Source organism: Pseudomonas sp. WJP1 (assembly GCF_028471945.1).
GTDB lineage: Bacteria > Pseudomonadota > Gammaproteobacteria > Pseudomonadales > Pseudomonadaceae > Aquipseudomonas.
Map to the genome: position 1 here is coordinate 2,000,068 of NZ_CP110128.1, position 22,310 is coordinate 2,022,377.

The 22,310-nt window shown below is 61.3% G+C and carries 25 protein-coding genes and 1 pseudogene; 14 read left to right on the plus strand and 12 right to left on the minus strand.

Going from position 1 to position 22,310, the window contains the following annotated elements; genetic code table 11:
• Positions 1–35: 35 nt before the first annotated feature.
• Together OH720_RS09080 and OH720_RS09085 are read right to left on the minus strand one after the other, a co-directional pair.
• Positions 36–758 (minus strand): glycerophosphodiester phosphodiesterase, encoded by a 723-nt coding sequence (locus tag OH720_RS09080; RefSeq protein WP_272605305.1) that lies wholly within the window; start codon positions 756–758, stop codon positions 36–38.
• A 14-nt stretch (positions 759–772) separates the two neighbouring features.
• Entirely contained in the window at positions 773–1,354 is a 582-nt protein-coding gene (locus OH720_RS09085; RefSeq protein WP_272605306.1) for a PilZ domain-containing protein, read from the minus strand.
• A 94-nt stretch (positions 1,355–1,448) separates the two neighbouring features.
• Here OH720_RS09085 and OH720_RS09090 point away from each other — a divergent pair, with 94 nt between their 5' ends.
• The 3 genes from OH720_RS09090 (at position 1,449) to OH720_RS09100 (ending at position 4,701) form a co-directional block, all read left to right on the plus strand.
• Positions 1,449–2,699 carry a lipoprotein-releasing ABC transporter permease subunit gene (locus OH720_RS09090; protein WP_272605307.1) on the plus strand — a complete coding sequence of 417 codons (1,251 nt, stop codon included), beginning with the start codon at positions 1,449–1,451 and terminating at the stop codon, positions 2,697–2,699.
• A gap of 7 nt (positions 2,700–2,706) precedes the next feature.
• Positions 2,707–3,390, plus strand: coding sequence for a lipoprotein-releasing ABC transporter ATP-binding protein LolD (lolD, locus tag OH720_RS09095; protein ID WP_162831855.1), 684 nt, complete (start codon positions 2,707–2,709; stop codon positions 3,388–3,390).
• A gap of 66 nt (positions 3,391–3,456) precedes the next feature.
• Positions 3,457–4,701 carry a lipoprotein-releasing ABC transporter permease subunit gene (locus OH720_RS09100; protein WP_272605308.1) on the plus strand — a complete coding sequence of 415 codons (1,245 nt, stop codon included), beginning with the start codon at positions 3,457–3,459 and terminating at the stop codon, positions 4,699–4,701.
• Positions 4,702–4,825: 124 nt separating this feature from the next.
• Here the strand turns inward: OH720_RS09100 and OH720_RS09105 are convergent, their stop codons facing one another.
• Complete coding sequence (locus tag OH720_RS09105) at positions 4,826–6,175, minus strand: heavy metal sensor histidine kinase (protein ID WP_272605309.1); 1,350 nt, start codon at positions 6,173–6,175, stop codon at positions 4,826–4,828.
• Positions 6,175–6,855: a heavy metal response regulator transcription factor gene (locus tag OH720_RS09110; protein WP_272605310.1), complete on the minus strand. Its 681-nt coding sequence runs from the start codon at positions 6,853–6,855 to the stop codon at positions 6,175–6,177. Before OH720_RS09110 ends, OH720_RS09105 begins: the two co-directional genes overlap by 1 nt.
• A gap of 156 nt (positions 6,856–7,011) precedes the next feature.
• On the opposite strand from OH720_RS09110, the gene copI reads away from it, so the two are divergent.
• Both copI and queF read left to right on the plus strand, forming a co-directional pair.
• Complete coding sequence (gene copI, locus OH720_RS09115) at positions 7,012–7,533, plus strand: copper-resistant cuproprotein CopI (RefSeq protein WP_272605311.1); 522 nt, start codon at positions 7,012–7,014, stop codon at positions 7,531–7,533.
• Positions 7,534–7,594: 61 nt separating this feature from the next.
• Positions 7,595–8,425 carry an NADPH-dependent 7-cyano-7-deazaguanine reductase QueF gene (queF, locus tag OH720_RS09120; RefSeq protein WP_272605312.1) on the plus strand — a complete coding sequence of 277 codons (831 nt, stop codon included), beginning with the start codon at positions 7,595–7,597 and terminating at the stop codon, positions 8,423–8,425.
• A gap of 89 nt (positions 8,426–8,514) precedes the next feature.
• Here queF and OH720_RS09125 read toward each other — a convergent pair whose 3' ends face one another.
• Positions 8,515–8,778 (minus strand): DUF4404 family protein, encoded by a 264-nt coding sequence (locus tag OH720_RS09125; RefSeq protein ID WP_272605313.1) that lies wholly within the window; start codon positions 8,776–8,778, stop codon positions 8,515–8,517.
• A gap of 109 nt (positions 8,779–8,887) precedes the next feature.
• Positions 8,888–9,508: an HAD family phosphatase gene (locus tag OH720_RS09130; RefSeq protein WP_272605314.1), complete on the minus strand. Its 621-nt coding sequence runs from the start codon at positions 9,506–9,508 to the stop codon at positions 8,888–8,890.
• 198 nt (positions 9,509–9,706) lie between these two features.
• Here OH720_RS09130 and OH720_RS09135 point away from each other — a divergent pair, with 198 nt between their 5' ends.
• The 3 genes from OH720_RS09135 to rssC all read left to right on the plus strand — a co-directional run bounded on the left by OH720_RS09135 (position 9,707) and on the right by rssC (position 12,389).
• Positions 9,707–10,396, plus strand: coding sequence for an MlaA family lipoprotein (locus OH720_RS09135; RefSeq protein ID WP_272605315.1), 690 nt, complete (start codon positions 9,707–9,709; stop codon positions 10,394–10,396).
• A 329-nt stretch (positions 10,397–10,725) separates the two neighbouring features.
• The gene (gene rssB / locus OH720_RS09140) at positions 10,726–11,907 is read left to right on the plus strand and encodes a two-component system response regulator RssB (RefSeq protein ID WP_008064410.1); all 1,182 of its coding nucleotides are present in this window, start codon (positions 10,726–10,728) and stop codon (positions 11,905–11,907) included.
• Complete coding sequence (gene rssC, locus OH720_RS09145; protein WP_020798473.1) at positions 11,907–12,389, plus strand: anti-sigma factor antagonist RssC; 483 nt, start codon at positions 11,907–11,909, stop codon at positions 12,387–12,389. The genes rssB and rssC overlap by 1 nt, the downstream gene beginning before the upstream one ends.
• Positions 12,390–12,537: 148 nt before the next feature.
• Here rssC and tal read toward each other — a convergent pair whose 3' ends face one another.
• The 3 genes and pseudogenes from tal to OH720_RS31815 all read right to left on the minus strand — a co-directional run.
• The gene (tal, locus tag OH720_RS09150; RefSeq protein ID WP_272605316.1) at positions 12,538–13,464 is read right to left on the minus strand and encodes a transaldolase; all 927 of its coding nucleotides are present in this window, start codon (positions 13,462–13,464) and stop codon (positions 12,538–12,540) included.
• Positions 13,465–13,783: 319 nt separating this feature from the next.
• The gene (locus OH720_RS31810; RefSeq protein WP_404821803.1) at positions 13,784–14,539 is read right to left on the minus strand and encodes a methyl-accepting chemotaxis protein; all 756 of its coding nucleotides are present in this window, start codon (positions 14,537–14,539) and stop codon (positions 13,784–13,786) included.
• A 150-nt stretch (positions 14,540–14,689) separates the two neighbouring features.
• Positions 14,690–15,982 (minus strand): annotated as a pseudogene (locus OH720_RS31815) (cache domain-containing protein); the annotation flags it as partial.
• 159 nt (positions 15,983–16,141) lie between these two features.
• Here OH720_RS31815 and OH720_RS09160 point away from each other — a divergent pair.
• The 4 genes from OH720_RS09160 to OH720_RS09175 all read left to right on the plus strand — a co-directional run bounded on the left by OH720_RS09160 (position 16,142) and on the right by OH720_RS09175 (position 18,566).
• The gene (locus OH720_RS09160; protein WP_008064405.1) at positions 16,142–17,458 is read left to right on the plus strand and encodes a Na+/H+ antiporter family protein; all 1,317 of its coding nucleotides are present in this window, start codon (positions 16,142–16,144) and stop codon (positions 17,456–17,458) included.
• A gap of 144 nt (positions 17,459–17,602) precedes the next feature.
• Entirely contained in the window at positions 17,603–17,893 is a 291-nt protein-coding gene (locus OH720_RS09165) for a nucleotidyltransferase family protein (RefSeq protein WP_272605318.1), read from the plus strand.
• Positions 17,890–18,273, plus strand: coding sequence for a HepT-like ribonuclease domain-containing protein (locus OH720_RS09170; protein WP_272605319.1), 384 nt, complete (start codon positions 17,890–17,892; stop codon positions 18,271–18,273). The genes OH720_RS09165 and OH720_RS09170 overlap by 4 nt, the downstream gene beginning before the upstream one ends.
• 131 nt (positions 18,274–18,404) lie before the next feature.
• Positions 18,405–18,566 carry a metallothionein gene (locus OH720_RS09175; RefSeq protein WP_008064404.1) on the plus strand — a complete coding sequence of 54 codons (162 nt, stop codon included), beginning with the start codon at positions 18,405–18,407 and terminating at the stop codon, positions 18,564–18,566.
• Positions 18,567–18,593: 27 nt separating this feature from the next.
• Here the strand turns inward: OH720_RS09175 and OH720_RS09180 are convergent, their stop codons facing one another.
• The gene (locus OH720_RS09180) at positions 18,594–18,866 is read right to left on the minus strand and encodes a hypothetical protein (RefSeq protein ID WP_272605320.1); all 273 of its coding nucleotides are present in this window, start codon (positions 18,864–18,866) and stop codon (positions 18,594–18,596) included.
• A gap of 29 nt (positions 18,867–18,895) precedes the next feature.
• Positions 18,896–19,123 (minus strand): DUF6555 family protein, encoded by a 228-nt coding sequence (locus OH720_RS09185; protein WP_020799440.1) that lies wholly within the window; start codon positions 19,121–19,123, stop codon positions 18,896–18,898.
• 162 nt (positions 19,124–19,285) lie between these two features.
• Between OH720_RS09185 and selD the strand changes: the two genes are divergently transcribed.
• Together selD and mnmH are read left to right on the plus strand one after the other, a co-directional pair.
• The gene (gene selD, locus OH720_RS09190; RefSeq protein WP_272605321.1) at positions 19,286–20,320 is read left to right on the plus strand and encodes a selenide, water dikinase SelD; all 1,035 of its coding nucleotides are present in this window, start codon (positions 19,286–19,288) and stop codon (positions 20,318–20,320) included.
• Positions 20,320–21,417, plus strand: coding sequence for a tRNA 2-selenouridine(34) synthase MnmH (mnmH, locus tag OH720_RS09195; RefSeq protein ID WP_272605322.1), 1,098 nt, complete (start codon positions 20,320–20,322; stop codon positions 21,415–21,417). Before selD ends, mnmH begins: the two co-directional genes overlap by 1 nt.
• 185 nt (positions 21,418–21,602) lie before the next feature.
• Here the strand turns inward: mnmH and OH720_RS09200 are convergent, their stop codons facing one another.
• Positions 21,603–22,277, minus strand: a complete 675-nt coding sequence (locus tag OH720_RS09200) for a histidine phosphatase family protein (RefSeq protein ID WP_272605323.1) — start codon at positions 22,275–22,277, stop codon at positions 21,603–21,605.
• Positions 22,278–22,310 lie beyond the last annotated feature (33 nt).

Here is a 22,310-nt window from a genome sequence, read left to right on the forward strand (position 1 = left end):
CGGCCGGTGGCCTGAGCCGGCCGGGGAGACCGATTTCAGCAATTCTCGAGCGTGGCAGTGGCCAAACCGGGAAAGTCTGTAATCAGGCTGTCAACGCCGAAATCAGCGAGCCTGCGCATCAGCGCGGGTTCGTTGACTGTCCACACCGACACATGCAGCCCCTGGCGCTGCGCCTTCTGCAGGCGTTCCGGCGTGCACAGGGTCCAGTTCAGCGCCAGGATCTCGCAGCCGTAACCTTGCGCGACCTTCAACGGGTCGAGCCAGGCATATTCGGCCACCAGGCCGCGGGACACGTCTGGCACCAGGTCCAGCGCCGCCCTCAAGACTTCCCGCGAACTTGAGGTGATGGTGATCCTGTCCAGCAGGCCATGACGTTGGGCCATTTCGCGAATCGCCAGCACCGTCGTGGCGGCGCGGGTGCGTGAAGCGCTCTTGACCTCCAGCTGCCAGTGCTCGAAATCGCATTGCTCGAACAATTCTTCCAGGGTTGGAATCGGGCACGGCTTGATCCAGCCCGGCCCGCCCTTGCGCGCATCGTAGGTCACCAGGTCCGCCGCGGTGTGCTCGGCGACCTTGCCGCGCCGGTCGGTGGTGCGCTTGAGCGTCGGATCGTGGATGACCATCAGCTCGCCGTCCATGGACAGGTGCAGGTCCAGTTCACAACGGCGCACGCCGTGCTTGAGACATTGCTGGAAGCTGGTCAGGGTGTTTTCCGGTGCTTCGCCCTTGGCGCCGCGGTGGCCGTAGATGAGGGTCACGATCGTTCCTTAATTTAAATGCCTGATTCGTTCAGTTCGCGGGCCAGGCGTCGTTCCTGGGCCTGCCTTTGCAAAATGTAGCGTGCCAACAGTTGCCGCTGGGCATCGGTCAGGTGTTCGAACTCGGTGCCGACGTCATAGCCCTGGCCCTTGCGGTCGCAATGGGTGACGCGTGCGCGCAGCAACAGGCCCAGGGCCTGGGGCATCAGCACCAGCTTGATCGATAGGCGCGCGTTGGTGGCGATGGGTGAGGGGTGCTGGAAGTCGATGCCGCCTTCGGAAATGATCACCGGCTGTGGTTCGCCGATCTGCCCGAGCACGGTGATGGCAACCACCTGGCTCAGCAGGTCGATGCGCTTGTTCTGGGATTTGAGGAACGCCGCGAGGGTGCGGTCGCGCTCGCTGATCTGGCGCAGCAGGTGCTGGGACTCGAATTCGCTCAGGTGCAGTTCGCTGAGCAGGTTGAACAGCGGGGAAGCATCCTGCAACACTTCCTGCCCGGCGGCTTCGAGGGCTGACAGGGGCCGAATTTCCAGTGCGATCATGTCCTCGATACGGTAGTATTCGCGGCGATCTTCTTCATCTAATGTCGACATGGCGAACCCATGGTAGCGGCGGTGGTCTGAGTGTAAAGCTGGTTATCGACCCCCGCCACAAGGACGTTCCTTTTCCCTCCGAACAAGCCCCGACATGTTCAGACCTCTCTTCGTATTTATCGGCACGCGTTATACCCGTGCAAAGCGTCGCAATCATTTTGTGTCATTCATTTCCCTGACCTCGATGATCGGACTCGCCCTTGGCGTGGTCGTGATGATCGTGGTGCTGTCGGTCATGAACGGCTTCGATCATGAGATGCGCACCCGCGTGCTGGGCATGGTGCCCCACGCGACCATCGAATCCGGCGAGCCGATCAGCGATTGGCAGGGCCTGGCCGCCAAGGTCAAGCAGAACCCGCAGGTGTCGGCCGTAGCGCCGTTCACGCAAATGCAGGGGTTGCTGACCAACAACGGCAAGGTCAACAAGATCCTGCTCAACGCCATCGACCCGGCACAGGAACGCCAGGTGTCGATCATCGACAACTTCATGCAGCAGGGCAAACTCGACGACCTGGCACCCGGCGAGTTCGGCATCGTCATCGGCGACAAGGCGGCGGCCAAGCTCGGTGCGGCCATTGGCGACAAGCTGACGTTCGTGGCGCCGGAGGTCACCGTGACCCCCGCCGGGATGTTCCCGCGCATGAAGCGCTTCACCGTGGTCGGCATCTTCCATGTCGGCGCCGGTGAGCTCGATGGTTACCTGGGCATCACCAACCTGCAGGACCTGGCGCGCCTGCATCGCTGGAAACCGGATCAGGTCCAGGGCCTGCGGCTGAAGTTCGACGACCTGTTCCAGGCGCCGCGCACGGCGTGGAGCATCGCCCGCGAGCTGGGCGAAGACCGTTACTACGCCCGCGACTGGACCCGCACCCACGGCAACCTGTACCAGGCGATCCGCATGGAGAAAGCCATGATCGGCCTGTTGTTGCTGCTGATCGTCGCGGTCGCCGCGTTCAACATCATTTCCACTCTGGTGATGGTGGTCAACGACAAGAAGGGCGACATCGCGATCTTGCGCACCCTCGGCGCCACGCCAGGCACGATCATGCGCACCTTCATGGTCCAGGGCACGGTCATCGGCGTGGTCGGCACGGCCATCGGCGCGGTGGTCGGGATTTTCGCCGCGCTCAACGTCAGCGCCGCGATCTCGGCGCTTGAAGGCCTGATCGGCCACAAGTTCCTCAACGCCGACGTGTATTTCATCGATTACCTGCCGTCGCAGGTGCAGAGCCAGGACGTGGTCATGGTCTGCTGTGCGGCGTTGGTCCTGAGTTTCCTCGCCACCCTGTATCCCGCCTGGCGTGCCGCGCGCACCCAGCCGGCGGAGGCGTTACGTTATGAGTGAGTCGGGCATGAGTGATAAAGCAATCTTGAGCTGCCGCAGCCTGGGCAAATCCTACGAGGAAGGCCCGGAGTCGGTGGAAGTGTTGGCGGGCCTGCAACTGGAGTTGCACCCGGGCGAGCGTGTGGCGATCGTCGGCAAGTCGGGCTCGGGCAAGAGTACCTTGCTCAACCTGCTGGGCGGCCTCGATACGCCGACCAAGGGCAGCGTCTGGCTCGACGGCGAAGAACTGTCGGCGCTGAGCGAAAAGAAGCGCGGCCTGCTGCGTAACCGCGCCCTGGGCTTCGTCTACCAGTTCCACCACCTGCTGCCGGAATTCACCGCCCTGGAAAACGTCTGCATGCCGCTGCTGATCGGCAAGACCGCGATCCCCGAGGCGCGCAAGCGTGCCACGGCGTTGCTGGAGCGGGTCGGGCTGGGCCATCGCCTGGAGCACAAGCCGGCCGAGCTGTCCGGTGGCGAACGCCAGCGTGTGGCCATTGCCCGCGCCCTGGTGAACAATCCCGGCCTGGTGATGCTCGACGAGCCGACCGGCAACCTCGATTCCCACACCGCCCAGGGTATCCAGGACTTGATGCTGGAACTCAGCACTTCGATGCGCACGGCGTTCCTGGTGGTGACCCACGACATGAACCTGGCCCGCCAGATGGACCGCGTCCTGCACTTGCAGGAAGGTTGCCTGACGCCTATCTGACGGGTTGAAACCCGACGGCGCTGAAAAGTCCGTCGGGTCTTTTATTTTTATACGGTGCCCCAGCCAATGTTCAGACCGTTATCGATCTTTATCGGCACGCGCTATACCCGCGCCAAGCGCCGCAATCGCTTCGTTTCCTTCATCTCGATGACCTCGATGATCGGCCTCGCTCTGGGCGTGCTGGCGATGATCGTGGTGCTGTCGGTGATGAACGGCTTCCAGCGCGAAATGAGCTCACGCATCCTCGGCATGGTGCCGCATGCAACCATCGTCGGAGTCAATCCGATCGACGATTGGCAGCCCGTTGCGGCGGCCGCGATGAAAAACCCGGAAGTCACTGCCGCCGTGCCGTTCACCGAGATGGAAGGCATGCTGTCCTACAAGGGCACCATGCAGCCGATCCAGGTCAGTGGCGTCGACCCGGCGCTGGAAGGCCAGGTGTCGATCGTGGCCAAGCACATCGTTCAGGGGCGGCTGGATGCCCTGAAGCCGGGTGAGTTCGGTGTGGTGATCGGCGAGATCACGGCACGGCGCTTTCGTTTGAACGTGGGCGACAAGATCACCCTGATCGTGCCGGAAGTCAGCAATGCGCCGGGTGGCATTACCCCGCGCATGCAACGGCTGAACGTGGTCGGGGTGTTCAAGGTCGGTGCCGAACTGGACGGTTCGATGGCGCTGATCCACGTCGCCGACGCTGCGCAAATGCAGCACTGGGAACCCAACCAGGTGCAAAGCGTGCGCCTGGCGGTGAAGGACCTGTACGCCGCGCCGCAAGTGTCGGGCGAGGTCGCAAGCGCCCTGGGCGCAGCCTACAAGGCTGACGACTGGACCCACACCCAGGGCAGCCTGTTCAGCGCCATGAAGATGGAAAAAACCATGATTGGCCTGTTGCTGCTGATGATTGTCGCGGTGGCGGCGTTCAACATCATCGCCACGCTGATCATGGTGGTGAACGACAAGGGCGCGGACATCGCGATCCTACGCACCATCGGCGCCACGCCGCGACAGATCATGGCGATCTTCATCGTGCAGGGTACGGTGATCGGTATCGTCGGCACCTTGATCGGCGGTGTGCTGGGCGTGATCGCGGCGTTGAACGTCAGCGCCATGGTCGGTTGGGTAGAGCGGGTCAGCGGGCAGCACATCTTCAGTTCCGATGTGTATTTCGTCAGCAACCTGCCATCGGAGTTGCAGGGTGGGGATGTGGCGCTGATCTGCACGGCGGCATTTGTCTTGAGCTTCCTGGCCACGGTTTACCCGGCGTGGCGGGCGGCGAAGATCGAGCCGGCTACCGCGTTGCGCTATTCGTAAGCGCTGATACCGCTATCGCTGGCAAGCCAGCTCCCACAGGGTTCTGCGTCGTACACAAACTATGTGAACACCACAAAGCACTGTGGGAGCTGGCTTGCCAGCGATGAGGCCGGACCTGCCGGCCTCATTCTTCCCTTGGTAACTCGATCAAAAATCTGGTCCATCCCTTTTCCGATTTACATCGAATTTGCCCACCATGGGCGCGGACAATCGACTGGGTAATCGCCAATCCCAACCCCGCATGCTCGCTACTGCCTTCATGGCGCGCCGGATCGGCCCGGTAGAAACGATCGAACAGACGCGGCAGCAGCTCTTCTGAAATACCGTCACCGCTGTTTTCGACCATCAGCTTCAAGCCCTTGGGCTGATCGACAATCCGCACCCGAACCTCACCCCCGGCCGGAGTAAAGCGCAACGCATTGTCCAGCAGGTTGGACAGCGCCCGGCGCAGCATGCTGCGGTCGCCTTTCAGGCAGGCATCGCCGGCACGGCTCAGCGTCACCCGCGCGTCTTCGGCCAGGGGCGCAAAAAACTCCAGCAACATGTCGACTTCCTCTGCCAGCGCGAGCGGTTCGCGCTTGGGCATCAACAGGCCGTGGTCGGCCTTGGCCAGGTAAAGCATGTCGTTCACCAGTTGCGCCATCCATTGCAGCTCTTCGAGGTTGCTGTGCAGCGCTTCGCGGTAATCCTCGAGGGGGCGAGCGCGGGTGAGGGTGACCTGGGTGTGGGTCAGCAGGTTCGACAGCGGGGTGCGCAGTTCATGGGCGATGTCGGCGGAGAACGCCGACAGGCGCTGGAAGGAATCGTCGAGGCGCCCGAGCATGGCGTTGAAATGGTGGGCCATTTCCGCCAGTTCCGGCGGCATGTCTTCTTCCGGCAGGCGGGCGTTGAGCGATTGCGCCGAGACGCCGCTGGCGACTGCGCTCATGCGGCGTAACGGTCGTAGCCCGCTGCGTGCGGCCCAGGCGCCGAGCAGGGCGGTGGCCAGGGCGGACAGGCCGACGGTCAGCCAGATCAGGTGTTGCATGCGCTGCAGGAAATGCTGGTGATGGGTGATGTCCAGCAGCAGGCTCAGTTGCGGCGAATCGGGGTTGTCGGGGTACAGCGGCGCGTTCAGCACGCGGTAGTCGGTGCCGTCGTGGCTCACCGTGGACAAACCGGGTTGGCGCGGCAAGGTCTGCGGCAGGCGCGGGGAGCTGTCATACCAGCGGCGGCCATCGCTACCACTGATGCGCAGCGACAGATCGGCCTGCCGGCTCAACTCGTCGGCCAGCCGGGCGTCGCGTTCGCTTGACTGAATATCCGGCAGCGCCCGTCGCAAGCCCGTCAGCTTGCCCTCCAGCAATTGCTGGTCGAGCTCGATGAAGTGCGCCTCGCTGGCGCGGCTGAACAGCACGCCGGCGAACAGCGAGACCACGGCGGTGCAGGCGGCGAACAGCAGGGCCAGGCGCGCGCTCAAGGATAGCTGGCGCATCAGCACTGGCGCTCTTCCAGCACATAGCCCATGCCGCGCACGGTATGGATCAGCTTGTTCGGGAATTCGTCGTCGATTTTCAGGCGCAAGCGGCGGATCGCGACTTCGATGACGTTGGTGTCGCTGTCGAAGTTCATGTCCCAGACCTGGGAGGCGATCAGCGATTTGGGCAGGACTTCGCCCTGGCGGCGCAGGAGCATTTCCAGCAGGGCGAACTCCTTGGCGGTCAGGTCGATGCGCTGGCCGCCGCGCTCGACCCGGCGGCGGATCAGGTCCAGGCGCAGGTCGGCCAGTTGCAGGCTGGTTTCCTGGGGCGCGCTGCTGCCCCGGCGCAACAGGCTGCGCACCCGGGCGAGCAATTCGGAGAAGGCGAACGGCTTGACCAGGTAATCGTCGGCGCCCAGTTCCAGGCCATGTACCCGGTCCTCGACAGCGTCCCGGGCAGTCAGGAACAGCACTGGCGTGTCGAGGCCGGCACCGCGCACCGCCTGCAGGATCTGCCAGCCATCGCGCCCGGGCAGCATCACATCGAGAATCAGCAGGGCATAGTCGCCACTCAATGCCAGTTGCTGGCCGGTGCTACCGTCGGCCACCAGTTCCGTATTGAACCCGGCCTCGGTCAGGCCCTGGCGCAGGTAATGGCCGGTTTTCGGTTGGTCTTCGACGATCAGCAGTTTCATGGGCGACTCGGGCTAAATGGAACGACAGCGTTATACCGTGGGCGACGACGCTGCGGGCCTTGCTGACAAAGTTGTAATCTGGCTGTCAGGTAACGGGCAGCGGTGTCAGTTTAGAGTTTTCCACAGGCTGAACCTTAATCTTGTTGGAGTACTTCGATGTTTTTGCGTAAATCCGTGTTGCTGGCCAGCTGTCTGTTGGCGTTGGGTTCGCCGGTGTGGGCGGCTCCAAAGGCTACCTATGATTTCGGTCAACCGGCACCGGCTGCCAAAGCGACCCGTAGCGTCGAGGTGGTCATGGCGGACATGACGTTCACCCCCAAGGCTATCGAGATCAAGGCGGGGGAGACGGTACGTTTCGTGCTGGTGAATAAAGGCCAGCTGTTGCACGAATTCAACCTCGGCGATGCAGCGATGCATGCCCGGCACCAGCAGGAAATGTTGCAGATGCAGCAAAACGGCATGCTCACGCCTACCGGCATGAAGCCAATGGACCACGGTGCCATGGCCGGCATGGGGCATGCCATGCAGCACAACGACCCCAACAGTGTGCTGATAGAACCGGGCAAGACCGCCGAGCTGACCTGGACCTTCAACAAGGCCACCAGTCTCGAATTTGCCTGCAACATCCCCGGTCATTACCAGGCCGGCATGGTAGGCAAGTTGACTGTCAGTCAGTAAGCACTCAAAGGCTGCGGCAAAGGCTGGTAGAATCCGCTGATTCTTCAGTCAGGTTTCCGCCATGCATCCCGCAGCCGAACACTCGCCGCTGGGCAAGTCCAGCGAATACATCGCCACGTACACACCGTCCCTGCTGTTCCCGATCCCGCGTACCGCCAAGTGGGCCGAGCTCGGCCTGACGGCCCAGACACTGCCGTACAAGGGCGTGGACTTCTGGAATTGCTTTGAACTGTCGTGGTTGTTGCCGTCGGGCAAACCGGTGGTGGCGATCGGCGAATTCAGCATCCCGGCGGATTCGCCGAACATCATCGAATCCAAGTCATTCAAGCTCTACCTCAATTCCTTGAACCAGACGCCGTTCGCCGACACCGCGAGCCTTGAAGCGACCCTGGCCAATGACCTGTCGGCCGCGGCCGGCAAGCCCGTGGGCGTGCGCATCCGCAGCCTGAAAGAGGTCGAGGCCGAAGGCGTGGTGGCATTGCCCGGCGTGTGCATTGACGATCTGGACATCAGCGTCAGCAACTACGAGCACCCGCGCCCGGAACTGTTGCGTTGCGATGAATCACGTATTGTCGAAGAAAGCGTGCACAGCCATTTGCTCAAGTCCAACTGCCCGGTGACCAGCCAGCCGGACTGGGGCAGCGTGGCGGTGGAGTACCGCGGCGCGGCGTTGGATCACGCTAGCTTGCTGGAATACATCGTCAGCTTCCGCCAGCACTCGGACTTCCATGAGCAGTGCGTGGAGCGGATTTTCCTTGATCTGCAGCGGTTGCTGAAGCCGGAGAAGCTGACGGTGTATGCGCGTTATGTGCGGCGGGGCGGGCTGGATATCAATCCGTATCGCAGTACTGAAGAACTGCAGTTGCCGAACTATCGCCTGGTCCGTCAGTAAGATCAAAATCAAAAGATCGCAGCCTGCGGCAGCTCCTACAGGGGAACGCATTCCAATGTAGGAGCTGCCGCAGGCTGCGATCTTGGGGTTCAGATCCCCATGCTATGCAGGGCTGTGCCAATCTGGCGCAGGGTGGCGGCGAGGGTCGGGTGTTCGAGTTCGAAGCGATCGACCGCCAGGTTGACGTTATCGGCGAGGTTGACGTCCTGGGTCTTGGTTTCGAGCTCAAGCTCAAGTTCGATCTGCTGCATCAGCTTGTGCAGGTCTTCGCGCTCGGTTTCGGTCAGCGGCGGATTCTGGTCCAATTGCTCGCGCAGGGCAGTGAGCTTTTCTTGCAGTTCGCGGGCAGACATGGCGTTCTTCCTTTTATCGATAGGCACTGGCATAGACCGCGACGGCGCGCCAAAGGTCTATGGCTTACCTTTAGATTAATCCACTCGCGCGTAGCCTGCATGATCTCTATCAGGGCTTTTCGCCCTTGAGCCTACGCAAGCTGATGTCGGCCAGGCAGGTGTCCAGTTCACCCAGGTGATCGATCACCGAATGCACGCCCAGGCCGAACAGCTGCACCGTGGCCTTGCTGCGCTTGATGTCGCGTTCCTGCGCGGACAATGCCTGCCATTGCGCAGGCGCCAGCCCGCAGAGCGAGCCGCAGGAGGCCAGGCCGATGGTCCACAACCCGGCATTGAGTCCCGATTGCAGCAGCCGCGGCTCGCCGCTGACCAGCACGCAGCCATCGAGCCGTTCGATGCCCAACGCCATCAAGGCTTGCCAGCACGCGTCAGGCGCCGGCCAGGGTTTGATTGTTGCGGCATGTTGCGAGGGTTTGACCCACTGCGGCAGACCGATCGCCAGGCCCTGGCTGATGGCGGGGGAGAGCTCATCGAGCCAGGCGCAGGGGATCTGCTGGCGTTGCAGGCTGTGCAGACTGTCCAAAGCGCCGGGGGTGGCCTGGGCGTGATCGGCGTCTGGGCTGCCTTGAAGGCGCGTACGGGCGCCGAAATCCACCAGGCAGCCACTCAGGCCGAACAGCACGGCAGTCAGGTTCGGCGCGGTTTGCGGGGTGATTTCGGCGTGCGGCATGTCAACGTCCCTGAAATAGCCTCAAGGCTAGAGGGCGACGGTGACAGTTGAGTGACACTGCTGTGAATCGCTGGCATTCAGCGGCGATCATGTGCAGGTGCGGGCCCAATACTGCCTAAAATGGCCGATCCGTCTTATACTAGCGGTCTTTGCGCCGGGCCAAGCGCCCTGCGACTGTACATTGCCAAGGAGTTTTCTATGCGCTGGAGCAATCATCTCGCCCGGCTTTGTGTGTGCGCCAGTGCGCTATTGGTTCCGTTTGCTGCCCAGGCAGCCTCGGAAGATGACCCTTGGGAAAGCATCAACCGTCCGATCTTCAAGTTCAACGATGTCGTCGACACTTATGCCCTCAAGCCCCTGGCCCAGGGCTACCAGTTCGTGACGCCACAGTTTCTTGAAGATGGCATCCACAACATGTTCCGCAACGTCGGCGATGTGACCAACCTCGCCAACGATATCCTGCAGGCCAAGCCCGCCGCGGCGGGTGTCGACACCGCGCGCCTTATCTTCAACACCACCTTCGGCGTGCTCGGCTTCTTCGACGTCGGCACCCGGATGGGCCTGCATCGCAACGACGAAGACTTCGGCCAGACCCTCGGTTACTGGGGCGTTGGCAGCGGGCCTTACGTGATGCTGCCGCTCCTGGGGCCAAGCACCCTGCGTGATGCGCCGTCCAAATACGTCGATGGCTACACCGGCCCTTATCCGTACATCCACGACGTACCGGTGCGTAACTCGATTTTCGGCCTGAACATCGTAGATACCCGGGCGGACCTGCTGTCTTCCGAGAAGTTGATCACGGGCGACAAGTACACCTTCATCCGCAACGCCTATCTGCAGAACCGTGAATTCAAGGTGAAAGACGGCCAGGTCGAAGACGATTTCTGATCTCGACCGGTAAAAAAGAAGGCGGCCATCGAGCCGCCTTCTGCATTTTTATTGCCGGATCGACCTTTCATTGGGTTTCGGTTTCGGTGGTTCTTATAACTCCCGGTGATTTCAAAAGTGCGGGCGCCAAGCGACCATCGGTGTGAGCTTGAAACGCCTCGCGGATGGGAGTACCGTCTGCGCCTTAGAAGGGCACCTCTGGTGTACATGTAGATCGGGTCAATGCTCGAAAACAGTGCAGCAGAGAGGCTAGAAAGCGAATCCAGTAGTCAGAGCCGGGCGAAAATCCGAGCCGCTACGCCAACCTAATTCTGGCGCCGTTTGCCCACATGCCAAAAACCAGTGCCACGCTGCTGATAATCGATGATGACGAGGTAGTGCGCGCGAGCCTCGCGGCCTATTTGGAAGACAGTGGTTTCAGCGTCCTGCAGGCCAGCAATGGTCAGCAGGGTCTTCAGGTATTCGAGCAAGACAAGCCCGACTTGGTCATTTGCGATCTGCGCATGCCACAGATGGGTGGGCTCGAACTCATCCGCCAGGTCACCGAACTGTCGCCGCAAACACCGGTGATCGTGGTGTCGGGTGCCGGCGTAATGAACGACGCGGTCGAGGCCTTGCGCCTGGGCGCAGCGGATTACCTGATCAAGCCTCTCGAAGATCTGGCCGTGCTCGAGCACTCGGTGCGTCGGGCCCTGGATCGTGCGCGCCTGCTGGTGGAAAACCAGCGTTACCGCGAGAAGCTGGAAAAGGCCAACCGCGAGCTCGCCGCCAGCCTGAACCTGCTCCAGGAAGACCAGAACGCCGGTCGCCAGGTGCAGATGAACATGCTGCCGGTCAGCCCCTGGGCTATCAACGACTTCAAGTTTGCCCACCAGATCATCCCGTCGTTGTACCTGTCGGGTGATTTTGTCGACTATTTCCGGGTCGACGAGCGCCGGGTGGCGTTCTACCTGGCGGATGTTTCCGGGCATGGTGCCTCTTCAGCCTTCGTCACCGTGCTGTTGAAATTCATGACCACGCGCCTGCTGTTCGAGTCCAAGCGCAGCGGCACCTTGCCGGAATTCAAGCCGTCTGAGGTCCTTGGGCATATCAACCGGGGCCTGATCAGTTGTAAGCTGGGCAAACACGTCACAATGGTCGGTGGAGTCATCGACGAGGAGACAGGTTTGTTGACTTATAGCATCGGTGGTCATTTGCCGTTGCCTGTGTTGTACACACCCGACAGTGTCAGTTATCTGCAAGGGCGTGGTCTGCCGGTAGGCCTCTTCAATGAAGCCACCTACGAAGATCACGTGCTGGAATTGCCGCCGACGTTCAGCCTGACGCTGATGTCCGATGGCATTCTGGACCTTTTGCCGGAACCCACACTCAAAGAAAAAGAGGCTGCCTTGCCCGAACGGGTCAAGGCGGCAGGCGGCAGCCTGGATGGTCTGCGGCAGGTTTTTGGATTGGCCACGCTAGGGGAGATGCCGGATGATATCGCCCTGTTGGTGTTGAGCAGGAATCTTTGATGAGTACCGGTAGAATCCAGTTCGCCGAGCAGGACGGCACCTTTGTCCTGAAATTCGTCGGTGAAGTTCGCCTGACCCTGTGTTCGGCGTTGGATGCGACTATTGATCGGATCTTCACCGCGTTGAACTTCAACGCGATCGTGATCGACCTGACCGAAACCCGCAGCATCGACAGCACGACCCTGGGCCTGCTGGCCAAACTGTCGATCCTGTCGCGGCAGAAGGTCGGGCTGCTGCCCACCGTGGTCACCACCCACGAAGACATCACCCGTCTGTTGCAGTCGATGGGGTTCGAGCAGGTGTTCAACATCGTCGACCAGCCGGTGCCATGCCCGGAATGCCTGGACGACCTGCCTGATCAGGATCAGTCGGAAGAGGTGGTGCGGATCAAGGTGCTTGAAGCGCACAAGATCCTCATGGGCCTGAACGACTCCAATCGTGAAGCGTTTCATGACCTGGTGAATGCGCTGGAGCGGCATTGATCTCTTAAGGGGAGCCTGGCTGACGCCTTCGCCTGTAGGAGCGAGGCTTGCCCGCGAAGGCGTCCGCGAGATCGCCACATAAAATCAGAACTCATAAAAAAAGGGCGAACCCACCAAGGTTCGCCCTTTTTGCATGACGCGATTCAGATCACAGCTTGGCCTGCAGCAACGCCTCCAGCTTCTCCTGGTCACGGGCGAACTGGCGAATACCCTCGGCCAGTTTCTCGGTCGCCATGGCGTCTTCGTTGGACAGCCAGCGGAATTGCGCTTCATTGAGGTTCAGGCGCGCTTCACCGGCACTGCCCGGTGCCAGCTTGCGTTCCAGCTTGCCGGTGTCTGCCGCCAGCTTGTCGATCAAGTCCGGGCTGATGGTCAGGCGGTCGCAGCCGGCCAGTTGCTCGATCTGGCCGAGGTTGCGGAAGCTTGCGCCCATGACCACGGTCTTGTAGTCATTGGCCTTGTAATAGTTGTAGATGCGCGTCACCGACTGCACGCCCGGATCGTCCGCGCCGACGTAGTCGTTACCGGTGGCTTTCTTGTACCAGTCGTAGATGCGGCCCACGAACGGCGAAATCAGGAATACCCCGGCGTCGGCGCAGGCAGCGGCCTGGGCAAACGAGAACAGCAGGGTCAGGTTGGTCTGGATGCCTTCTTTTTCCAGGATCTCGGCAGCGCGGATGCCTTCCCAGGTAGAGGCGATCTTGATCAGCACCCGATCGCGGCCGATGCCGGCGTTTTCGTACAGTTCGATCAGACGGTGCGCGCGCTTCAGTACGGCGTCAGTGTCGAACGACAGGCGTGCATCCACTTCGGTGGAAATACGGCCAGGAATCACCTTGAGGATTTCCTGCCCGACCGCGACGCCAAAACGGTCGCTGGCCAGGCCCACATCGCCCTTGCAGTCGCTGACGCATGCGTTCAGCAACTCGGCATAAGCGGGAATGGCCGCCGCCTTGAGCAGCAGCGAAGGGTTGGTGGTGGCGTCCACGGGTTTGACGCGAGCGATAGCTTCGAAGTCGCCGGTGTCGGCAACCACCGTGGTCATCTGTTTGAGTTGTTCCAGCTTGGAAGTCATGGGCGTGCTCTGTCCTATGGGTCTGATGACATTACCCGAGCGCTGACAGCCACTCAAGGGCATGTACGTGTATCGATGGCCCCGGTGGCAACAACTGCAAAACGGCTGTTTGAATGGCGGGGCGCGGTATCGGTAGATTCGATGCCGAAACACCGCGCAGGTTCCGGGCAACTGACCGGTTGTGCTGCAATCTCATGTACGACAGATAAACCTGTGGGAGCGAGCTTGCTCGCGATGGCGTCGTGTCAGTCGACATCAATATTGACTGACACCACGCCATCGCGAGCAGGCTCGCTCCCACAGTTGATCGGTGCGTTGGTTAGACGCGGAACTGATCCATCAAGCTCTGCTGCTGGTTCGCCAGGCGATTGAGCGACTGGCTCACCCGCGCCGATTCGTTGGCTTGCCCCGACAGCGATTCGGTGACGTCGCGGATGGTCGCCACGTTGTGGTTGATTTCCTCGGCCACGGCGCTTTGCTCTTCGGCGGCGCTGGCGATTTGCAGGTTCATGTCGCTGATCACAGTGACCGCGTCGCCGATCTGCTGCAGCGCCGTCACGGCCTGGCCAACCTGTTCGACACTGTCCTGGGCCTGGCGGTGGCTGTTGCCCATCGAGCCGACTACGTCCTGGGTGCCGCTTTGCAGTTGTTCGATCACCAGGCGGGTTTCTTCGACCGACTCCTGGGTACGGCGCGCCAGGTTGCGCACTTCGTCGGCCACCACGGCAAAGCCGCGCCCGGCTTCACCGGCACGGGCGGCCTCAATGGCGGCGTTGAGAGCCAGCAGGTTGGTCTGTTCGGCAATGGCGCGAATCACTTCCAGGACCGAACCGATTTTCTCGCTGTTGGCCGCCAGGCCTTCGACCTGGACCATCGCCGCGCTCATGTCGGCGGCGAGGTTGTCGATGCTGGTGGTGGTGCGGTCAATCACGGTCAGGCCCTGGCGGGTGGCCTGATCGGCATCCCGCGCCGCCTGCGCCGCTTGGGCGGCACTGCGGGCGACGTCCTGGGCGGTGGCGCTCATCTCGTGGGAGGCGGTCGCGACCTGGTCCACCTGACGGTATTGCTGCTCCATGCCGGCGCTGGTCTGGGTGGCGATGGCGGACGACTGGTCTGCCGTGCCGCGGGCGTCCTGTACCGAGCGTTTTACCTCGGCAATGATCGGTTGCAGCTTGTCGAGGAAACGGTTGAACCAGCCCGCCAGTTGGCCCAGCTCATCCTGCTTGTCATACGCCAGGCGTCGGGTCAGGTCGCCTTCGCCACTGGCGATGTCCTCAAGCATGTGCGCCACGCCGAGGATCGGCCGGGTCACGCTGCGCGCCATCAGCCACACCAGCAGCAAGCCGATCAGCGCCGCGAGAATGCCCAGGCCGAGTTCGGTCAGCGTACCGGTGGTGTTGCTGTCATCCAGTTGTTTTTTAAGGGCCTCGGCCGGGCCGACCAGAACTTTTTCCGGCACGTCGAGCAACACGCCCCAGGCTTTGCCGCCTGGAATCGGCTGGAACGGCGCCAGCACTTTCAATTGCTGATCGCTGTGCAGGCTGGCGGTCTTGCTGCCGGTGGCGAGCATGCGCATCAGCTCGGCGCCGGTGGTGGTGTCCACGGCTTCCAGGCGCTGGCTGAGCTTGCTGGCGTCCTTGCTGTAACCGGCGAGCAGGCCGGCGGGGCTGACGATGCTGACGCTGGTCTGGCCGTCATAGAGCTTTTGGCTGGCGCTCTGGCTGATCGCTTGCAAGCTGTTGAGGTTGATGTCCACCGATAGCGAGGCGATGACCTTGCCGTTGACCATCAACGGGAAAACGATGCTGGTCATCAGCACGTTCTGGCCGTCGATCACATAGAAGTACGGCTCGATCACGCAGGGTGTGAGGCGGGTGCGTGGGCAGGTAAACCAGGCGTTGGCCGGTTCGCCGCTGGGGCCGGTGCGGGTGTCGGCCATGTCGCTTTCGGGTAGCGCCATGGAGGTCACGTTGCCCGGTGTCGGCTGCGACCAATACAGGGCGAAGCGGCCCTTGTCGTTGCTCCCCAGTTCTGCCTGGCCGCTGAACAGATCGTCCTTGCCGTCCAGTGCGTTGGGTTCGAACACCAGGGACAGGCCGAGCAGTTCGGGGTTGGCTTGCAGGGCCGACTTGACCTGGCGCGTCAGGTCTTCGCGCAGGTCGAAGGCATCGAGGAAGCGTTTTTCGGCCTGGTCGCGCAGAAACAGCACCTGGCGCGAAAAACCGTGGCCATATTGATAAGCGTCCATGAACTGCTGGCGGATCATCAGCGCCTGGTTTTCACCCTGCGACTCGATCCGGGCCTGGGCGGCTTCGGTCAGCATCTCCATGCTCGAGGCTTTCACCAGCGCGGAGCTGTGCTCCATGCGGTACAGCGAAAGACCCACCAGCAGGGTCACGATGCCCGCCAGGCACAACCCGGCCAACAGGGTGATTTTCCATTGGATGGAAAGTTGTCTGAGCGACATGGACGCGTCCTTATTCGATAAATATCTGCGACTTTGCTCTGTAACGGCCATCAAACAGCTTTCTTGAGGCAAATCTTGTCGCTTGAAGCTTGCAGCTTGCCGCTGCTTCCTTCACAGTGCGCGCCCTCTAATAAAACCCATTCCCTTATCCGCTGGCGGCTCTCGCAGACTGCCGGCCGGACTCTTTTCGCTTGCCCAGAGGTAACGACAATGAATGCAGTAATTGCCGCGGTCGGCATCATGCTGATACTCAGCCTGTCCCGCGTGCATGTGGTGATCGCGCTGATCGTCGGGGCGCTGGTGGGTGGCCTGACCGGTGGCCTTGGCATCGACGCGACCCTCAAGGCGTTCAACAGCGGCCTGGGCGGTGGGGCGACGGTGGCGTTGTCCTATGCGTTGCTCGGCGCGTTTGCGGTGGCGATTGCCAAGTCCGGACTGGCCCATGCCTTGGCCGACAAGGCCCTGGCGATGGTCGACCGCCAGCATGCCAATGGCGGTGGCCAGGTCAAATGGTTGCTGATCGGCCTGTTATGGGTGGTGGCCATCGCTTCCCAGAACATCCTGCCGATTCATATCGCGTTCATTCCGTTGCTGGTGCCGCCGCTGCTGTATGTGTTGACCCGGCTGCAGCTCGACCGCCGATTGATCGCCTGCGTCATGACCTTCGGCCTGATCACCCCGTACATGTTCCTGCCGGTGGGTTTTGGCAACATCTTCCTCAATGAAATCCTGCTGGCCAACGTCGCCCGCAGCGGCGTCGATATCAGCGGCATCAACGTGACCCATGCCATGGGCATCCCGGCGCTGGGCATGTTCGTAGGCCTGCTGATCGCGTTTGTCAGTTACCGCAAGAAGCGCGTCTACGACCTGGAAAAGATCGAACAGGTCGAGCAGGTGGCGGTGCAGTACAACCCGCTGAGCCTGATGGTCGCTGGCGTGGCCATTGCCGCGGCGTTCATCATTCAGTTGCTGCTCGATTCGATGATCATCGGCGCGTTGGTGGGCTTCCTGATCTTCTCGGTGTCGGGCATCGTCAAGTGGCGCGATACCGATGACCTGTTCACCGAAGGCATGAAGATGATGGCGATGATCGGCTTCATCATGATCGCCGCGTCCGGCTTTGGCGAAGTGATCAAGGCCACCGGGCAGGTGCAGACGCTGGTCGAAACCTCGGCCTCGTGGATTGGCCACAGCAAGGCTGTCGGCGCTTTGCTGATGTTGCTGGTTGGGCTGTTGGTGACCATGGGCATCGGTTCGTCGTTTTCCACCGTGCCGATCCTGGCGGTGATTTTCGTACCCTTGTGCGTGCAGCTGGGCTTCAGCCCGATCGCCATCGTGTGCATCGTCGGCACCGCGGGTGCATTGGGCGACGCCGGGTCGCCGGCTTCAGATTCGACCCTGGGTCCGACCTCCGGCCTGAACATCGACGGCCAGCATCACCACATCTGGGACACCGTGGTCCCGACTTTCCTGCACTACAACCTGCCGTTGCTGGTGTTTGGCTGGATGGCGGCGATGGTGCTCTGATTATGCATTGGCTGGCGATTCAATCTCAGAAACTCGACACAAATGGCTCACGGGAAATCGAGGCTGGTGGTTCTCGAAAATAGCGCTTGATACGCTGTTCTCGATCTCCTAGCCTCTCAATGAGTTCCGATAAGGAAAAGCCCTATGCGCCCTTCACTCGCTCTAGAACTCAAGCGAAATGCCATTCGTGAAACGGTGAGCCGCTTTCCCGTGACTAATCCACGTGTCTTCGGTTCCGTGCTGCGCGGTACCGACCTGGATGGCAGTGACCTCGACCTGCTGGTCGATACGCTACCCGGCACAACATTGTTTGATCTGGGCGGTTTGCAAGTCGAACTGGAGTCACTTCTTGGCATCCATGTTGACCTGTTGACCCCCACCGATTTGCCGTCGAAGTTCCGAGGCCAGGTCCTCGCAGAGGCCAAGCCGGTATGAATGAAAATCGCCTGGCTGATTACCTCGGACACATGCAACAGGCCGCAATGGATGCCTGTGGCTTCATAGAGGGTCTGGATAAAGTCGAGTTCCAGGAAGACAAGCGTACGCAGCAAGCCGTCATTATGAGCCTCATCATCATAGGAGAGGCCGCGACAAAGGTAATGGACGGTTACGCCGAGTTCATCCAGTCACACACCCAAGTGCCGTGGCGCAGCATGCGTGGGATGCGTAACCGAATTGCTCATGGTTACTTCGACATCAACCTTGATCTCGTATGGGAGACGGTTAAAACGGCATTGCCTGAGCTGTTGACTCAGCTCCCCACGGTTATCCAGGACGCCGAAGACAAAAATCCACCAAAAGACAAACCATGCTAATCGGCTAAGCACGGTCTCGACGGACGGGGCGAACGGCTAATTGCCGGTCTGCCTCCCTCATCAACTCCTACACTGGTACAACGGGCTGCTCACCCAGCCCGCCGACGACCACTGCCAAAGGAGTCAGCGCCATGACCGATGAGAAAAGCAAGTGTGACTGTCCGAAATGCAACTGCAAGCTCGGCGAACATCCGATCGTGCGTCACGGCAAGCATTACTGCTGTGAAGCCTGCGCCAAGCACCACGAGCACGGCGAAGAGTGCGCCCACGAAGGCTGCAAGTGTGCCCACTGACATAGGCCGCACACCGGGACGTGGGGCCTAGTCGGGCTCCACTTCCAGTTTCAGGCTGTCGTCGTCGAGCCGTTGGCTGTGGCGCACGGTGCCCGCCAGGCGTCGTCCATCGACCCTCACCACCACGGTCGTGGCCTGCTCCAGATCTTCCGGCAATGGCGCGGGTACGCGCACCGCGAAACGCATCGGATCATTCTCGACCTGTTCCAGGCCGACCCGGCATTCAGTGCTCTTGGTAACGCGGCCGAACAACGTATCCAGACCGTAGTCCAGATGTGCAGGGCTGCTGACGATGGTCATTTCACTCCCCCCAATCCTTCGCTTGCGGGCTAACCGGCCGGCCGCCACTTGACGTTTTCCACGCCGAATTTTTCCGCCATCGGTTTGCTGGTCTTTTGCACTTTTTCACGGCCAAAGCGAGGGATTCTTCCGACCCCCGCGTCGCAGCTCGCCCAATGCCAGGCCTCCGCGTTGTCCATCTTGTCCAGGCGGATGATGAACGACTTGGGGACGCCATGAAGAGTGTATTCAATGACGAACAGTTTTGCGTTGTTCATAGAGCCTTTGTTCCTCCCTGTTGTACATAGAGGGATCCTTGGGCGTTCGGAAAATTCATTCGGATTGTCGGACGGTGTCTGTCAGGAGCGTTTCGCGAACGCCCGCAGGGTCAGTAAACGCTCTGCTAGAATCGACCCCATCGACCCAGTGAGGTGTCACCGATGAGCGAGCCGATCCGCCTGACCCAATACAGCCACGGCGCAGGGTGTGGCTGCAAGATTTCCCCCCAGGTGCTGGAAGTGATCCTGGCCGGCAGCGGGGCGCAGAATCTTGATCCGAAACTGTGGGTCGGCAATGCCTCGCGCGACGACGCGGCGGTGTACGCCATCGATGACGAGCGAGGCGTGGTGTCGACCACCGACTTTTTCATGCCGATCGTCGACGATCCTTTCGATTTCGGCCGTATTGCCGCCACCAATGCCATCAGCGACATCTACGCCATGGGTGGCGATCCATTGATGGCGATCGCGATCCTCGGCTGGCCGGTCAATGTGCTGGCGCCGGAGATTGCCCGGGAAGTGATTCGCGGCGGACGTTCGGTGTGCGATGAAGCTGGGATTCCCCTGGCCGGTGGGCATTCGATCGACGCACCGGAGCCGATCTTCGGCCTGGCTGTCACCGGGCTGGTGCAAAAGCGCCACATGAAGCGTAACGACACGGCCACGGCCGGCTGCCTGCTGTACCTGACCAAGCCCTTGGGCATCGGCATCCTCACCACGGCGGAAAAACAGGGCAAGTTGCGCGGTGCCGATGTGGGCCTTGCCCGCGACTGGATGTGCACCCTGAACAAACCCGGCAGCCGTTTCGGCAAGCTGGATGGCGTGGCGGCGATGACCGATGTCACCGGGTTCGGCCTGCTCGGGCACCTGGTGGAAATGGCCGATGGCAGCGGCCTCACCGCACGCATCGACTATGCCCGGGTACCGCGCTTGCCGGGTGTCGAATATTACCTAGAAAAAGGCTGTGTGCCGGGTGGCACCTTGCGCAATTTCGACAGCTACGCCAGCAAGCTCGGGCGTCTGCAGGAACTGCACAAGCGCGTGCTGTGCGACCCACAAACCAGCGGCGGCCTGCTGGTCGCCGTGACGCCCGAGGGCAACGCCGGGTTTCTCGCGGTCGCCCTTGAACTGGGGCTGAACCTGGCGCCCATCGGCGAGCTGGTCGAGCGACAGGGCCACGCGGTCGAGGTGTCCTGATGCCTGCCGACTGCACCGATTACCGCGACATTTTTCTCAATGACCGGCCAATGATGGACGTGCGTGCGCCGGTCGAGTTTCTCAAGGGCGCGTTCCCCGGCGTGATCAACCTGCCGCTGATGAATGATCACGAACGGCAACGGGTGGGCACCTGCTACAAGCAACACGGGCAGCAGGCGGCGCTTGAACTGGGCCATCAGTTGGTGTCCGGCGCCATCAAGGCCGAACGCATTCAGGCCTGGGGGGATTTTGCCCGGGCCCACCCTGATGGCCTGTTGTATTGCTTTCGCGGCGGCCTGCGCTCGCAGATCGTCCAGCAATGGCTCAAGGACGAGGCGGGCATCGACTATCGGCGGGTAGGTGGCGGTTACAAGGCGCTGCGCAGCTTCCTGCTGGAAACCATGGATCAGGCCGTGGCCCAGTGCGATTTCGTTTTATTGGGTGGCATGACCGGCACCGGTAAAACCGAGTTGCTCACGCAACTGGCCAACGGGATCGACCTTGAGGGACATGCCAACCATCGCGGTTCCAGTTTCGGCAAGCGCGTCACGGGCCAGCCGTCCAACATCGACTTCGAAAACCGCCTGGGCGTGGACGTGCTGAAAAAGCGCGCCCGCGGCATCGAACAGTTCGTGCTGGAAGACGAAAACCGCGCGGTCGGCAGTTGCGCGCTGCCGTTGCCCCTGTATCAGGGCATGCAGCAGTTCCCGATGGTCTGGCTTGAAGACAGCCTGCAAGGGCGGATCGAGCGGATCCTGCGCGATTACGTGGTGGACCTGTGTGCCGAGTTCATCGCCGTGCATGGCGACGAAGGTTTTGTGTTGTTCTCCGAGCGTTTGCTGGCGAGCCTGGACAATGTGCAAAAGCGTCTGGGCGGTGAACGGCACCGGCGAATGCTGATCCTGATGGAAGATGCGTTGGCCGAGCAGGGGCGTAGTGGTGCAGTGGATTTGCACCGGGGCTGGATCGAGGGGTTGCTGGTTGAGTATTACGATCCGATGTATGTGTTTCAGCGGGAGAAGAAAGGAGCGCGGATCGAGTTTGCGGGGGAGCGGGGGGCGGTGTTGGAGTATCTGCAGCGGCGCCTTCGCCTGTAGGAGCCAGGCTTGCCGGCGAACCAGGCGCCGCGGTGTATCTGTCATACCGCGTCATCGTTCTTCGCGGGCAAGTCGGGTCGCCGCATCGCTCGCTCCTACAAGCGAACCAGGCGCCGCGGTGTGTCTCTTGTACCGCGTCATCGTTCTTCGCCGGCAAGCCTGGCTCCTACAGGGGCACCCCAAAATCAGGTCGGGCAAGTCTCCCGTCCGTTATCCAGCCCCTGCTTGTAGCTGTGGCTCTGCAGGCTGGCCTTGCCGTTGTGCCAGGTCAGGGTCAGCACGTACAGGGAGTCATAGTCGCTGGATTCCCAGTCCTCGGTGATCTTCTGTTTCTTGCCGACGGCTTCACCGGCGACCTTGTTGATCAGTTCCGGCAGATAGCCGTGGGACCAGGCGGTGTAGATGACCGAGTTATGGTACTTGTCGTGGAGCAGTTCATCGGCCAGGTCGCTGGTGTCGTTGGCCGAGAAGTTGATGTTCACTGGCAAGCCGAGCTTGATCGCGCTGGGGCTGATGGTCATCAAGGGGCGGATGTAGCTGTAGGAGTTGTCGAGTTCGCCTTCCTCGACGTTGCGCGTCGGGTTGGCGGCAAACACGTAGTCTGCCTTGCCGAATTTTTCCGGCAGCAGGGTGGCGAGGTCAATGGCGCGGTTCAAGCCCTGGCAATTGAGCTGGCCGAGCCCGCCCTCGGGTTTTTCCGCATGGCGCAGGAACACCAGGGTCTGGGTGCCATCCACCGGCTGGGCGCGGCTTTCGCTGGACTCCAGGGCCAAAAACAACGCGCTGGCCGCCAGCAGGGCGGGCAGGAACAAATACGCGCGGTGTTTGAAGTGTCGGGTGAATTTCAAGGGATTGATCATTGAATAAAAGGTTCTTCAGCGCATTAAGTTAAG